11 protein-coding genes, 3 tRNA genes and 1 riboswitch are annotated in these 12694 nt (G+C 70.1%); of the genes, 8 read left to right on the forward strand and 6 right to left on the reverse strand.

The genetic code is table 11. The annotated features are described in order from the left end of the window. Nucleotides 1-146 precede the first annotated feature (146 nt). Nucleotides 147-1322 carry an acyl-CoA dehydrogenase family protein gene (locus tag NE857_RS24585; RefSeq protein ID WP_254417854.1) on the forward strand — a complete coding sequence of 392 codons (1176 nt, stop codon included), beginning with the start codon at nucleotides 147-149 and terminating at the stop codon, nucleotides 1320-1322. A gap of 137 nt (nucleotides 1323-1459) precedes the next feature. Here the strand turns inward: NE857_RS24585 and NE857_RS24590 are convergent, their stop codons facing one another. The 4 genes from NE857_RS24590 to NE857_RS24605 all read right to left on the reverse strand — a co-directional run bounded on the left by NE857_RS24590 (nucleotide 1460) and on the right by NE857_RS24605 (nucleotide 4590). Beyond that, entirely contained in the window at nucleotides 1460-1834 is a 375-nt protein-coding gene (locus tag NE857_RS24590) for an FKBP-type peptidyl-prolyl cis-trans isomerase (protein WP_254417855.1), read from the reverse strand. A gap of 161 nt (nucleotides 1835-1995) precedes the next feature. After that, a complete protein-coding gene (locus NE857_RS24595; protein WP_254417856.1) occupies nucleotides 1996-2379 on the reverse strand; it encodes a VOC family protein in 384 nt (127 codons plus the stop codon). A gap of 99 nt (nucleotides 2380-2478) precedes the next feature. Continuing rightward, on the reverse strand, nucleotides 2479-3672 hold the full coding sequence (gene manA / locus NE857_RS24600; protein ID WP_254417857.1) for a mannose-6-phosphate isomerase, class I: 1194 nt from the start codon (nucleotides 3670-3672) through the stop codon (nucleotides 2479-2481). 366 nt (nucleotides 3673-4038) lie between these two features. Next, on the reverse strand, nucleotides 4039-4590 hold the full coding sequence (locus tag NE857_RS24605) for a TetR/AcrR family transcriptional regulator (protein ID WP_254417858.1): 552 nt from the start codon (nucleotides 4588-4590) through the stop codon (nucleotides 4039-4041). A 210-nt stretch (nucleotides 4591-4800) separates the two neighbouring features. Between NE857_RS24605 and NE857_RS24610 the strand changes: the two genes are divergently transcribed. Continuing rightward, nucleotides 4801-6489: an MFS transporter gene (locus NE857_RS24610; RefSeq protein WP_254417859.1), complete on the forward strand. Its 1689-nt coding sequence runs from the start codon at nucleotides 4801-4803 to the stop codon at nucleotides 6487-6489. 100 nt (nucleotides 6490-6589) lie between these two features. Here NE857_RS24610 and NE857_RS24615 read toward each other — a convergent pair whose 3' ends face one another. Next, on the reverse strand, nucleotides 6590-7810 hold the full coding sequence (locus NE857_RS24615; RefSeq protein WP_254417860.1) for a molybdopterin molybdotransferase MoeA: 1221 nt from the start codon (nucleotides 7808-7810) through the stop codon (nucleotides 6590-6592). A 203-nt stretch (nucleotides 7811-8013) separates the two neighbouring features. On the opposite strand from NE857_RS24615, the gene NE857_RS24620 reads away from it, so the two are divergent. The 5 genes from NE857_RS24620 (at nucleotide 8014) to NE857_RS24640 (ending at nucleotide 10533) form a co-directional block, all read left to right on the forward strand. Continuing rightward, nucleotides 8014-8086, forward strand: a tRNA-Gly gene (locus tag NE857_RS24620). 40 nt (nucleotides 8087-8126) lie between these two features. Further along, nucleotides 8127-8197, forward strand: a tRNA-Cys gene (locus NE857_RS24625). Nucleotides 8198-8210: 13 nt separating this feature from the next. Further along, nucleotides 8211-8284 (forward strand) — tRNA-Val (locus NE857_RS24630). 151 nt (nucleotides 8285-8435) lie between these two features. Continuing rightward, nucleotides 8436-8537: riboswitch (TPP riboswitch) on the forward strand. Beyond that, complete coding sequence (tenA, locus tag NE857_RS24635) at nucleotides 8527-9180, forward strand: thiaminase II (protein WP_254417861.1); 654 nt, start codon at nucleotides 8527-8529, stop codon at nucleotides 9178-9180. (Overlaps the previous riboswitch by 11 nt.) An 84-nt stretch (nucleotides 9181-9264) precedes the next feature. Continuing rightward, the gene (locus NE857_RS24640) at nucleotides 9265-10533 is read left to right on the forward strand and encodes an FAD-dependent oxidoreductase (RefSeq protein WP_301184251.1); all 1269 of its coding nucleotides are present in this window, start codon (nucleotides 9265-9267) and stop codon (nucleotides 10531-10533) included. A 101-nt stretch (nucleotides 10534-10634) separates the two neighbouring features. Here NE857_RS24640 and NE857_RS24645 read toward each other — a convergent pair whose 3' ends face one another. Continuing rightward, nucleotides 10635-11525, reverse strand: a complete 891-nt coding sequence (locus NE857_RS24645) for a universal stress protein (protein ID WP_254417862.1) — start codon at nucleotides 11523-11525, stop codon at nucleotides 10635-10637. Between the two features lie 230 nt (nucleotides 11526-11755). Between NE857_RS24645 and NE857_RS24650 the strand changes: the two genes are divergently transcribed. Continuing rightward, the gene (locus tag NE857_RS24650) at nucleotides 11756-12682 is read left to right on the forward strand and encodes a universal stress protein (RefSeq protein WP_425572136.1); all 927 of its coding nucleotides are present in this window, start codon (nucleotides 11756-11758) and stop codon (nucleotides 12680-12682) included. Nucleotides 12683-12694: the final 12 nt, after the last annotated feature.

The following is a 12694-nucleotide window of genomic DNA, read 5'->3' on the forward strand; positions in this document are numbered from 1 at the left end:
GATCATCGCACGGTGGCGCTGCGTGTCCGGCCCGGCATCGGTGATTCCACCGCAACCTCACACCGTTCGGTTCCACCCTTGCGCGGACCGTCCGGCCCAACGTACCCTGAAATAACCGAACAGCGTTAGGTTACTTGGGAGCAGCCGTGATCGATTTCTCACTGAGCGAAGAGCAGCGCGCCATCCAGAGCTGGGTGCGAACCTTCGTCGAGCGGGAGCTGATGCCGCTGGAGAACGAGGCGCTGCGCCGCGAGCGCGAGGGCCACCCGCCCGGTCTGACCCGGGAGGAGAGCACCCGCCTGCGCGCGCTCGCCCGCAAGTCCGACTTCTGGGGTGTGGCCACCCCCGAGGAGTACGGCGGTATGGGTCTGGACCCGATCACCGAGGCCCTCATCGAGACCGAACTCGGCCGGACCTTCCTCACCTTCAAGTTCGGCGGCGAGGCCGACAACATCCTCTACTACGCCAACGAGGAGCAGAAGCGCACCTACCTGCTCCCCACCATCGAGGGCGAGCGCAAGTCCTGCTTCGCCATCACCGAACCCGGCGCGGGCTCCGACGCCAAGGCCATCCGCACCAAGGCCGTGCGCGAGGGCGACGTATGGGTGATCAACGGCGAGAAGACCTTCATCACCGGCGGTGAGGAGGCCGACTTCGCCATGGTCTTCGCGGTCACCGACCCCGAGAAGGGCGCCAACGGCGGTGTGACCTGCTTCCTCGTCGACCGCGACATGGGCTGGACCTCCGAGCCCATCGACACGATGGGCGAGCGGCGCCCGGCCGCGCTCATCTTCCAGGACGTGCGCGTCCCGCACGAGAACATCCTCGGCGAGGAGGGCCAGGGTTTCGCCCTCGCCATGAAGTGGATCGGCAAGGGCCGCTACCTGCTGCCCGCCAGAGCGCTGGGCGGCTGCGAGCGCCTGCTCGACATGGGCATCGAGTACGCCAAGACCCGCGAGACCTTCGGCGCTCCCATCGCCGACCGGCAGGCCATCCAGTGGATGATCGCCGACTCCCAGACCGAGATCGAGGCGCTGCGCCTGCTGGTGCTGCACGCCGCCTGGCAGGTCTCCCAGGGCAGGGACTCCCGGCACGCGCAGTCCATCGCCAAGCTCTTCGGCGGCGTGAAGGCCAACGAGATCGTCGACCGCGTCATGCAGATCCACGGCGGCATGGGCTACACCCGTGAGCTGCCCATCGAGCGCTTCTACCGGGACCTTCGGCTGCTGCGCATCTTCGAGGGCACCGACGAGATCCAGCGCCGCACGATCGCCCGGGACCTGCTCAAGGGCCATGTAAAGGTGGGCGCAACCCTCGGGTAGGCCACGGGAGTCAGAAAGGGCCCGTGCCGCGTGTGTGAGCAGTTCAAACAGCTCAGTGCGGCACGGGCCCTTGTGTTCGCTACGGGGCTCGGCGGTTACCGAACCTCGTGACAAGACCTGACGAGGCCTGACGAAACCTAGTTGACGCCGACCAGGTCGACGACGAACACCAGGGTCTCCCCCGGCTTGATGACGCCGCCGGCGCCGCGGTCACCGTAGGCCAGGTGCGGCGGGATGACCAGCTGACGGCGGCCGCCGACGCGCATGCCCAGGACACCCTGGTCCCAGCCGGGGATGACCTGACCGGCACCCAGCTTGAAGCGGAGCGGCTCGCCGCGGTTCCAGCTGGCGTCGAACTCCTCGCCGGAGGAGTGCGCGACACCGACGTACTGGACGCTGACGGTGTTGCCGTGCCCGGCCTGGTCGCCCTCGCCGACGGTGAGGTCGGTGATCTCCAGGTCCGCGGGCGCCGGGCCCTCGATGAAGTCGATCTCGGGACGCTCAAGCGCCATGGTGGATCCCCTTAAGTTACTGACGTGAACAGAGGGGCCCAGGCTATCGCTGATGACCGGTACTGCCCGCGCTCCCCTGTGACCAGCCGAGCCAGCGGGTGCGGCTGGCATTCAGTTCAGAAAGCAGGTGTTCAGAAAGCAGGTGTTCAGAAAGCAGGTGTTCAGGAATCCGTCGCGGCCCGGTCGGACTCACTGCGCAGAACACAGAACTCGTTGCCCTCCGGATCAGCGAGGACCGCCCAGCCGGATCCGTCAGGGTTACGGTGGTCACTGACGAAGGTGGCGCCGATGCCCAGCAGCCGCTCCACCTCCTGCTCACGCGAGGTCTCGGGGCGCAGGCACAGGTGGATCCGGTTCTTGGACCGCTTGGCCTCGGGCACCTGGTTGAAGTGCAGCACGGGGCCCTCCGCCAGCAGCACCTGGGTCTCGTCGTCACCGGGTTCGGACTCCGGGTGCAGCGGCCGTCCGCTCACCCCGCTCCAGAACAGGGCCAGTTCGTAGGCGTCCGCACAGTCGATCGCGACGTTGAGCACAGTTGAGGTCATACGCGCCAGCATTCCCGACGCCCGCGCCGAACGCCATCGGTTTACGCCCGCGCCAGCGCGTGATCGGCCCGGGCGACCAGCCCGTGAGCGCCGGGGTTCTCATCCGCCCTGGTGGTCCCCGACGGTGGCGGCGACGACGTGGCCGTGGCCCTCCACCTTGATCGGGCCGCTGTCGGCCTGGATGAACACCGACTCCCCGCCGCGCAGGGTGACCCCCTCGCCGACCTCCGCGACCAGTTCCACCGTGCCGTGCAGCGCCAGGACCACGGTGGGGCCGTCTCCCGGCAGGTGGGCGGTGATCCGGCCCGGGCCGATCTCGTGCAGCGCGAACTCCGGGGCGGCCGGGCGGAACTCGCGGCGCCCGTCGAGGAACCCCGGCTGGGCGTACGGGATGGGCAGGACCGAGAAGTCCACCACGTCGAGGAGTTCGGGGGCGTCCACGTGCTTGGCGGTCAGACCCGCCCTGAGCACGTTGTCGGAACTGGCCATCACCTCGACGGCGGTGCCCTGGAGGTAGGCGTGCAGGTTGCCCGCCGGGAGGTAGAGCGCCTGGCCCGGCCAGAGCGTCACCCGGTTCAGGAGCAGCGACGCGACCGCGCCCGGGTCCCCGGGGTAACGGGCCGCCAGGTCCACGACGATCTCGGCGTGCGCGCCGCGTCTGCCTCTGCCCGACCACTCCCGGACGAACTCGTCGATCATCCGGCACCGGTCCGAGGCCGGAAGGCTCAGCAGACGGGTGAGGGCGGCCCGGAGCGCGGCGTGGGTGTCGGTGGCGGACAGGTCCTCGCGCAGGGCGTTGGCGAGTTCGTTGTCGAGCCCGATGAGGTCGGCGACGGTGGCGGCGGGTTCCCGGAAGCCGCACAGGGCCTCGAAGGGTTCGAGGGCCAGGAGGAGTTCGGGCTTGTGGTGCGGGTCGCGGTAGTTGCGGTGCGGCGCGTCCACGGGGATGCCCGCGCGCTCCTCGGCCTCGTAGCCGGAGCGGGCGCGGTCGGCGTCGGGGTGCACCTGGAGGGAGAGGGGGGCCTCGGCGGCGAGGTACTTGAGAAGGTAGGGCAGGCGGGCGCCGAAGCGTTCGGCGGTGCTCACTCCCAGGACGCGGTGGGGGTCCGCCGCGATCAGTTCGGGCAGGGATTTGGAGCCGTCGTCGCAGTGCGCGGTGCTGGGGGCGCCGTGGTGGGCGCCCAGCCAGAGTTCGGCCTGGGGGGTACCGTCGGGTTCGGTGCCCAGCAGGCGAGGGATGGCCGTGCGTGCTCCCCAGGCGTACGGTCTTACCCGGTTGGTGAGCCTGTGCATCCGCTCCCCGCTTTCCCGTCGGCGTGTTCTCACCCCGTGGACGCTCCGGCGAGGTAGGAACAGTCTTGCCAAGAGAAGCCTCCCGGTCGACACGGCACGCCCCACATCTCGCGGTAGTGCACACCTCACCTCGCCAGATGGGCAGGCGCCCTGTTCCAGCGCCCGGTAGCGGCAACGAAGTTACTGGGAAGTAAACCACGTTCCCGGGCACGTGAACAGCACCACATTGTCACCTTCCAGAGACAACCGACGGTGCCCTCGGGAAGGACTGTCGGTGCCTTGCGGATGACGATCGAATCCCTGACGGCCGCGCGGGGAACACGCGGGAACCACGCGGGGACCCAGGAGCCGTCGGCCCCTTCCGGGTCAGCGCTCTCTTCGCACCTTGTCCGAGGCCTCGGCCAACCGTTCCATCACCTGCCGGGTCAACTCCGGGTCCGGCTGCCCGAGCCCCGCGATCGAGGACATGTACATGCCGTCCCCGGCCAAGCGGATGGTCTCCGCCAGCACCGGGTCGGTGAGCTCGGCGTGCAGAAGCTCACCCCAGCGGTCGAACAACCCCTTGACCATTTCGGCCGCCTCCGAGGGGATGTCCTCCTTGCTGCGCAGCGCGGCGATGACCGCCCAGTACAGCTCACTCTCCGCCGCACTCTGCGGCAGTGACGTGCGCAGGAAGTAGCGGACCACGCCCTCCTCGCTCACCACCGCCTCACGGAACTCCTCCTCCGCCAGCGCCCGGATGCGCTCCATGAGGCCGACCATCATGGCCGCTTTGGAGGGGAAGTGGTAGAGCAGCCCTCCCTTGGACACCTCGGCGGTGCGGGCCACCAGTTCCAGGGTCACCGAGGAATAGCCGTCGCTGATCAGGATGTCCTGCAGGGCGTCGAGGATGCGGTCGCGCGTATTCGATGTGCTCACGATTGACACTGTACCGGCTGGACGGTACTGTACCGGCTGGACGGTTGAAGAGTCCCGGGCTGCGCCCGTACCCCGAGTTCCACTCGCGGCTGCCGCACCCCGGTCGACCAGACTTCCCGCCCGCAAAGCCCGGCACGACACCAACTCCCCCACCGGGCCCGCGCCCTCACACCGAGCGGCGCGCAACCCACCGATCGATACGAGGGAAAGATGAGTTCCGCCAAGGCCGGAAACGGCGCCACCCGCACGAACGGTGGCAACGGGGGCCCGCCCGCACTCGCGGGTCCCCGCGAGTGGGCCGCACTCGCCGTCCTGGTCCTGCCCGTGGTCCTGATCTCGGTCGACATGACCGTGCTCGGCTTCGCGGTCCCAGCCCTGAGCGAGGCGCTGAGCCCCACCTCCGGTCAGCTGCTGTGGATCATCGACATCTACGGCTTCATCCTGGCCGGCCTGCTGATCACCATGGGTTCGCTCGGCGACCGGATCGGCCGACGACGCCTGCTCATGATCGGTTCGGCCGCCTTCGGCCTGGCCTCACTGCTGGCCGCGTTCTCGCCCACCGCCGAAACCCTGATCTTCGCCCGCGCCCTGCTGGGCGTGGCGGGGGCCTCGCTGATGCCCTCGACCCTGTCCCTGCTGCGCAACATCTTCCTGGACCCGCGCCAGCGCCTGCTCGCCATCGCGATCTGGGCCTCCGGGTTCTCCGCCGGCGCCGCGCTCGGACCGATCCTGGGCGGCTGGCTCCTGGAGCACTTCTTCTGGGGCTCGGTCTTCCTGATCAACCTGCCTGTGATGGCGCTGATCCTGATCCTGGTACCGCTGCTGGTCCGCGAGTCCCGCAACCCGGACTCGGGCCGGATCGACATGCTCAGCGTCGTGCTGTCCATGGGCGCCATGCTGCCCGCCGTCTTCGGCGTCAAGAAGCTGGCCACCGGTGGCCTCGACGTCCTGCCGATCCTCTCCCTGGCACTCGGCCTGACGTTGGGTTACCTGTTCGTGCGCCGCCAGAGCAGGCTCGAGGACCCGCTGATCGACGTGAGCCTCTTCCGCTCGCGGGTGTTCAGCGTGGCCGTGCTCACCAACCTGATGATCGTGTTCTCGATGGTGGGGTCGCTGTTCTTCCTCACCCAGTACCTGCAGCTGGTGCTCGGCATCTCGCCGATGCGCGCGGGCATCGTGCTGGTGCCGGGCCTGGTCCTGTCAGTCGTCGCCAGTCTGGTCGCCGCCCGGCTGGCCCGCCACCTGAGCCTGGCCGCGATCATCGGAGGGTCACTGATCGTCACGGCGACCGGGTTCGGCACGCTGGTGTTCACCCCGGCCGATGACGTCACCCGCGGCGTCGTGCTCGTGGTCACCGCCTTCGTGCTCATCTCCCTGGGCGTCGGCTTCGCCGAGACGCTGACCAACGGCGCGATCATGTCGGCCGCCCCGCCCAAGCGCGCGGGTGCCGCCTCGGCGATCTCCGAGACCGCCTACGAGCTGGGCGGTGCGCTGGGCGTCGCGGTGCTGGGCAGTGTCCTGACCGCCTTCTACCGGGGCCACCTCACCGAGGTGGACGGGGTCCCGGCCGCCGCGACCGAAGCCGCGAGGGAAACCCTGGGCGGAGCCGCCCACACCGCCGCAGACCTGGGCGGTGCCAGCGGCGCCGCGCTGATGGACTCAGCACGGCTGGCGTTCACCGACGGCATGCACCTGACCTCGGCCATCGCCGTGGTGATCGTGCTCGCCGCCGCCGTCCAGGCCTGGTTCCTGCTGCGCGGCCACGGCAACCCCGCCGTGGAGAACCAGGAACCCGTGGTGACCCACCACGAGGCCGCCGAGGCTCCTCGGGCCTCTGAGGGCGCTGAGGGGCCCGAGGTCTCTCGCGAGTTCCCTGCGGCCTCCGAGCCCGCGAAGTAGTCACAGAAAGCCCGTGTGGCCGCGACGCCCTGGTTACCAGGACGTCGCGGCCACCGTCGCGTCGTGCCCCGCGTACGGCCGAAGGCCACGGCCGGCGCACTCAGGGCAGGCGCAGGAGTTCCACCTCACCGGCCCCGTCCCACCCCGGAGGCACCACGGCGTAGGCCTCCGCCAGGGCGGCGCCGCGCAGACTGCCCGGCCGGTCGTGGCCCACCGCCTCGGCCCGTCCCTCCCGCAGGCGCACCGCCACCAGGCAGGTGTCATCGGGTCGGGAACGCACCTCGCCGACCAGCGGAAGCCTCCCCGGACCGAGCGACGGATCAGACCGTCCCGACATCGCGCTCAGCAGCGGCACCAGAAGAGTGAGCGATGCCACCAGCGCGGCGTTCGGGTTTCCCGGAAGCCCCACGAACACCGTGCCGCCCGCGCTTCCATCCGCGGATCCGCCCGTGTGTGCGAGCAGCTGCGGGTGACCCGGACGGCAGGCCACCCCGTCCACGACCGTGCGCGCGCCCATCGCCCCCAGCACCCCGCGCAGATGGTCGGCGGGCCCCTTCGAGGAGGACCCGCACACCACCACCACATCGCTCCCGGCCGTGGCCAACGCCTCAGCCAGGTCCTCGTAACCGTCACCCAGCGTGCGAACCCGGTCCAGGCGGGCACCCGCCCAGCTGACCACTCCGGGCAGCAGCGGACCGATCGCGTCACGCACCACGCCCTCGCCCGGAAGCCCGTTCGTGGCGATCTCGTCCCCGGTGACCAGCACCGTCACCGTGGGCAGACGCACAGCCAGAGCGTCATGGCCCAGGCTCGCCGCCAAACCCAGCACCGCCGGGGTCACCTCGGCCCCCGCCGCCAGCACCGTCTCCCCCGGGGCGGTCTCCTCACCCGACCAGCGCACGTGCCGACCCGGCAGGGCCTCGCCGCGCACCCGGCCCTCCGCCACCTCGGCCAGTTCGTAGGGCAGGACCGCCTCGGTCCCCTTGGGTACCCGGGCACCCGTGGCGATCTCCACGGCCTCGCCCGCGCCCAACGAGAGCCCGGCCACCGGAACCCCGGCCAGCTGGGTCCCCACCAGGTCCCAGGGCCCGGGCCCCGCCACCGCGAACCCGTCCATCGCCGAGGCGTCGAAGGCCGGCGACCCCACCAACGCCCGCAGGTCACCGGCGAGCACACCGCCCAGCGCACGCCCCAGCGGGAGTTCACGCACCGGAGAACCCGACTCCTCCCCCAGCAGCCGGGCCCGCTCACGCGCCCGCGCCCAGGAGGTCGCACCTCGGTGGCCACCACACACCGAACCGTCCGTCACGGGGATGTCCATGCCGCTCCACTCCACACTTTCAGGGTGTGCCCCTGTGTCTACCCGGGTCACATGACGCGGACGCTACCGCCTGCGCACACCCTCGCCGAGGACCAGCGCACCGCCCCCGACGAGCTCCGATTTGCCGTCTGTCGAATCTCCGCTAAAGTCTTTATCAGCAGCAAGGCGGGGCCAACGGAAACGGGGTCCAGGCCAGGCAGCAAGCGGACGTGGCTCAGCTGGTAGAGCATCACCTTGCCAAGGTGAGGGTCGCGGGTTCGAATCCCGTCGTCCGCTCGGAGGAGACGCGGGGCGAGAAATCGTCCCACGAGTACTCGGTGGAGTGGCCGAGAGGCGAGGCAGCGGCCTGCAAAGCCGTCTACACGGGTTCAAATCCCGTCTCCACCTCCCAGTTTCACTGGGGCGATTAGCTCAGTTGGCTAGAGCACTACCTCGACACGGTAGGGGTCACAGGTTCGAGTCCTGTATCGCCCACAAGAAGCACGTAAGGCCAGATCTTCGGATCTGGCCTTACGTGCTTTCCAGGCACTTGGAGCGCAGGCACCCGCGCCAGGCAACTGATGCTGTTCGGAAGGCCGGAGACGGACCCTGGATCCCCGTTCCTGGAACAGGGCCGATACGGTCTGGCGCAGGCACGGGGTGCCCCGGTGGACGGTCGGGGCTGAGATCACACCCGTCGAACCTGATCTGGACCGTGCTTGCGAAGGGATCGCCTGATGACTGGTTTCTGTGCCCGGGTATGGGAGGAGACCGCGTCGACGCGGGACGCCATCGACGCCCTGCCGTTCGTCCGTGGAATCGGGGACGGCAGTCTGAGCCGGGAACGGTTCGACTACTACATGACCCAAGACGCCCTCTACCTGCGCGGATACGCGCGCGCCCTGGCCTCGGCGGCGAGCCAGGCCCAGACCAGCGACGAGATCGCGTTCTTCGCCAAGGCAGCGCACGGCGCGATCGTGGTGGAGAGTTCTCTGCACGAGGGCACCGTGGGCAGTGTTGGAGAAGAGGTCCGGCCCTCGCCGACCTGTACCGCCTACACCTCCTATGTGCTCTCGCTCGCGCACACCCAGGGCTACCCCGAACTGGTGGCCGGGATCCTGCCGTGCTTCTGGATCTACACCGATGTCGGAGAGCGCCTCACGGCCAAGGCCGGAGACCTCACCGAACACCCCTACGGCGAGTGGATCGCGACCTACGGCGACGAGGAGTTCGCCAGGTCCACCGAACAGGTGAAGGCGATCGCCGACCGGCTCGCCGAGGGTGCGGGTGAGGCGACGGTGGCGCGGATGCGCGAGGCGTTCGTGCGGGCCACGGCCTACGAGTGGATGTTCTGGGACGCCGCCTGGCGCCAGGAGACCTGGCCGCGATAAGCAGGGGCGGCCCGACCACAACCGGTCTCCGGTGTCCGGGCGGTTCGACCGACCAGACGGGAATCGCTTGCGTAGGCTGGTGCGATGACCGAGCTACCGCGCAGCTGTGACGTCGTCATCGTGGGAGCGGGGCCGGCCGGCCTGGTGGCGGCGGCCGACCTCGCGGACGCCGGGCTGGACGTGACCGTCCTGGAGGCTGAGGACAGAGTGGGCGGCCGGGTCGGCGGCACCGTGGTGGACGGGTACGTCCTGGACCGCGGTTTCCAGGTCCTCAACACCGGCTATCCGGCCGTGCGCCGTCGTCTGGACCTGGAGGCGCTGGACCTCGCGGCCTTCCCCAAGGGGATGGCCGTGCGCACCGACCGGGGACTGCTCAGGCTGGTCCCCTCCCCTTCGGCTGCCCTGTCCGCACTGTCGCTGTTCTCCGGTGACACCGTCCGGGCCTCGGACCTGTTCCGTCTCGTGGGTATGGTCGCGGAGAACGCACTGCTGCCAGCCGAGCGCCTCAAGCAGCGCCCCGAGACGGACATAATCACCGAACTCCAACAGCGAGGTCTGGGCAAGCGGGCGGTGAACACACTGATACGCCCCTTTCTCAGAGGTGTCTTCCTCGACGAGGACCTCTCGACCTCCAGCCGGGTCAACAGCTTGGTCTGGCGTTCCTTCGTCCGAGGCACCCTGACCGTCCCGGCCGCGGGCATGCAGGCCGTTCCGGAGCAGTTGGCCCGCAACGCCGCCGGAGCGTCCATCCGGCTGGGAACCCGGGTGCGCTCGGTGGCCCCCGGCCGGGTCGAGACCGAGGAGTCCACCGTGCGGGCACGAGCCGTCCTGGTGGCGGTGGGCCCGTCACAGGCCCGGCGGCTCCTTCCCGCCCTGGACGTGCCGCGTACCAACGCGACTACCACCTACTTCCACGCCCGGCCCGTCACCGCCCACGAGGACCCGCTCCTGCACGTCGACGGGCGCACCAGCAGCGGAGGGCTGCGCCTGTCCGGCGTCATGGTGATGACCGCTACCGCGCCCGCCTACGCCCCGCCGGGAATGTCGCTCATCGCCTCCTCCGTCGTGGGATCCCAACAGCCGGACGAAACCGTGGTGCGCGCTGAGGCCGCCCGTGTCCTCGGCACACACCACGGCCACTGGAAGCACATCCGCACCGTCCACGTCCCGGACGCCCTGCCCGCGGCGCCCCCGCCCCAGGGGGATCTCCGACTCCCGGTGCGGTTGGGCGAGGGCATCTACGTAGCCGGTGACCACCGCGACACACCTTCGCTCCAAGGAGCCATGGTCAGTGGGGAGCGGGCCGCCGCAGCGGTCCTGGCCGACCTGGCGGGCCGCCCGGCGCCGGGCTGAGCCGGGAGTGCGGTGTCATACCGGCGAAGAACGCGCGCGTAGGTGTCGCTCCAGCACACCCGTTCGAGCACGGGCCAGCCCGATAGCGGATCCGGCGGTTCTCACGCCTTCCGGGGCGCGTGCACCACGGCGACCGGGCAGCGGCTGTGCGAGATCACACTCCGGCTGACCGACCCCAGCAGCAATCCCGCGAAACCGCCCCGGCCTCGGGTTCCGACGACCATCAGGTCGCAGTCTTCCGACAGCGCGGACAGCACCTGCGCCGGGTGCCCCGTCTCGACGACCTCCTCGACCCGTACCCGCGGCCAGCGACCGCGCACTTCGGAGATCAACTCCGACAGCGCCCCGCGTGTGCGTGCCAAGGTCTCCTGGACGGGACCCGCCTCCTCGTCGCCGTGCTCCCGAAATCCGAAGGCCTGCGCTTCCCGTTTTTTGGCAACCGACACCGCGCGCAGTACCGACTCGCGGCTGTCGGCAACCGCCAACGCCCATTCCGCGGCCGCACGGGCGTTGGCCGACCCGTCGAGGCCGACCATGACTCGTCCGGACACGGGGCCGGGTTCGCGGTCGGGCACGACGACGATCGGGCACGAGGCGGCGACCAACAGTGCCATGGCCAGGGATCCCGGCAGCACCGTGTCAACGGCGTTCATCCGACCGGCACCGACGACGAGCGTGTGCGCGTGGTGTGTCTCGAGCAGCAGAGTCGCTTCGGGGTCCGCGGTGAAGTACTCCGCTTCCACCTCCAGTTCGGGCACGCGCTCCAGTGCCCGCTGCCGTGCCCGGTCGATGACACGGCGCGCGTACTCACCCGCGTCGAACCCGGGCAGACCACGGGGTAACGCGTGATGGAGCGGCCAGGTGAAGGCGTAGACGATGCGGAGAGGCAGTCCTCGCCACCGCGCCTCGTCCGTGGCCCAGTCCAGGGCCCGTTCGCTCGAGGGCGATCCGTTGAAAGCGGCCACGACGGCCGCACCTGTTCGCGGAGCCATTCCTTCTCCCCAGGGTCGTGCGCACCTTACGCCTGATCCTAGGAGCGTGCGGAGCTCCGGAACAGAGGCTGACGTCCCGCCTTTGCTGGGCCGTGGTCCCGCGAGGGCCGCGGCCGCCCCTTAGCCCGTACAGCCCGCTCCCCGTACCTCCTGGTGGGTGCGCAACGCTTCTGGTGGGAGACTGCGGAAGGGACCGCAGGGTCCCCGGCGCTGACGGAGGAGAGTTGTCGATGGTGAAGGACGGAATGGCTGAACCGAAGGTGACGGTAGGGGTCGACGGGTCACCGACGGCCTCCGCCGCCCTGCTCTGGGCGGCGGCCGAGGCCGACCGGCGCGGCTGGCCTCTGCACGTGGTGTACGCACTGGCGATGCCGCTGGTGATGTCCGTCTACGCGGGACCCACCCGGTTCCCGCCGCCGGAGGAGGTCACCGAGCAGGGCCGCCGGGTCCTGACGGAGGCGGCCGGGCACGCGCACGGTGCGCACCCGGAACTGCGGGTGGAGGAAGTCCTGGCGTTGGAGGACCCGGCCACCGCACTGTTGCGTCGGAGCTCACCGGAAGACCTCCTGGTCGTGGGTTCGCGCGGCCTGGGCGCGGCGCGCTCGGCGCTGGACGCCTCGGTGAGCGTCAGGCTGGCGGCGCGGGCCGACTGCCCGGTGGCGGTGGTCCCGGGCACCGGAGCGGCGAAACCCTCTGGGCCTCCGCGCCGAATCGTCGTGGGGGTGGACGGTTCCGAGAATTCCCGACGTGCGTTGGCTTTCGCCCTGGCGGAGGCCTCACTGGTGGAGGACGGCTCGGTCGTGGTCGTGCACAGCTGGCAGGTACCGTTGCCGTTCGACTCCGCGTCCTTGGCCAGGGGTGGTTGGTCACCCCCGGACGAGCTTTTGGACCAGCGCTCCCAGGAGATGGTCGCGGACATGCTGGCCCAGGTGACCGACGGCCGGAGCGAGAGTGTGGGGGTCCGCGTCCTGCGCAGCGCCAAGGACCCCGCGGAGTCCATCGTGGAGGCGGGGACGACAGCGGATCTGATCGTGGTCGGTTCCCGGGGGCGGGGAAGCGTACGCGGCCTGCTCCTGGGTTCGGTGAGCCAGGGCGTCCTGCACACGGCGACCGTACCGGTCGTGGTGCTGCCCAAGCACCCGCGCCCACGACGCTGACACTCCCTCCTC

This window comes from Nocardiopsis exhalans (genome assembly GCF_024134545.1).
Classification (GTDB): Bacteria; Actinomycetota; Actinomycetes; order Streptosporangiales; family Streptosporangiaceae; genus Nocardiopsis; species Nocardiopsis exhalans.